Annotated in this window: 1 pseudogene; it reads right to left on the bottom strand. The window is 68.8% G+C overall.

Annotation, left to right across the window (positions count from 1 at the left end):
• Nucleotides 1–324, bottom strand: a pseudogene (locus G5C50_RS32180) (hypothetical protein); the annotation flags it as partial.

The following is a 324-nucleotide window of genomic DNA, read 5'->3' as shown; positions in this document are numbered from 1 at the left end:
GGGGCACTCCAGGGGGCTGGCCACGTCGACGCCGTTGACGTTCACGATCGCCAGCAAGATCCCGGCCGAGATGGCTTCGTCGCACAAGCTGTAGACGGCCGACGTGAGACCCGTCGAAGTCAGACCCCCGCCGTCGACCACCACGAAATCGGCGTTTCCCGTCCCCAACGTGGAACCCGAGCGGGCCGTGAGACCGCCGGTGGACGCGTAGGCCAGTCGGGTGCCGCCGGATCCCCCGCCGAGACCGGCCCCCTGCCACAGTCCGGGCTGGTTCTGCTCCACCTTCAGGATGCGGTGTTCAACCTCGTCGAGCCGCCTCTCGTG

The organism is Paludisphaera rhizosphaerae (assembly GCF_011065895.1).
Taxonomy (GTDB): Bacteria; Planctomycetota; Planctomycetia; order Isosphaerales; family Isosphaeraceae; genus Paludisphaera; species Paludisphaera rhizosphaerae.
The sequence above is the reverse complement of the archived record's forward strand: the minus strand, read 5'-3'. Positions and strand labels throughout refer to the sequence as shown.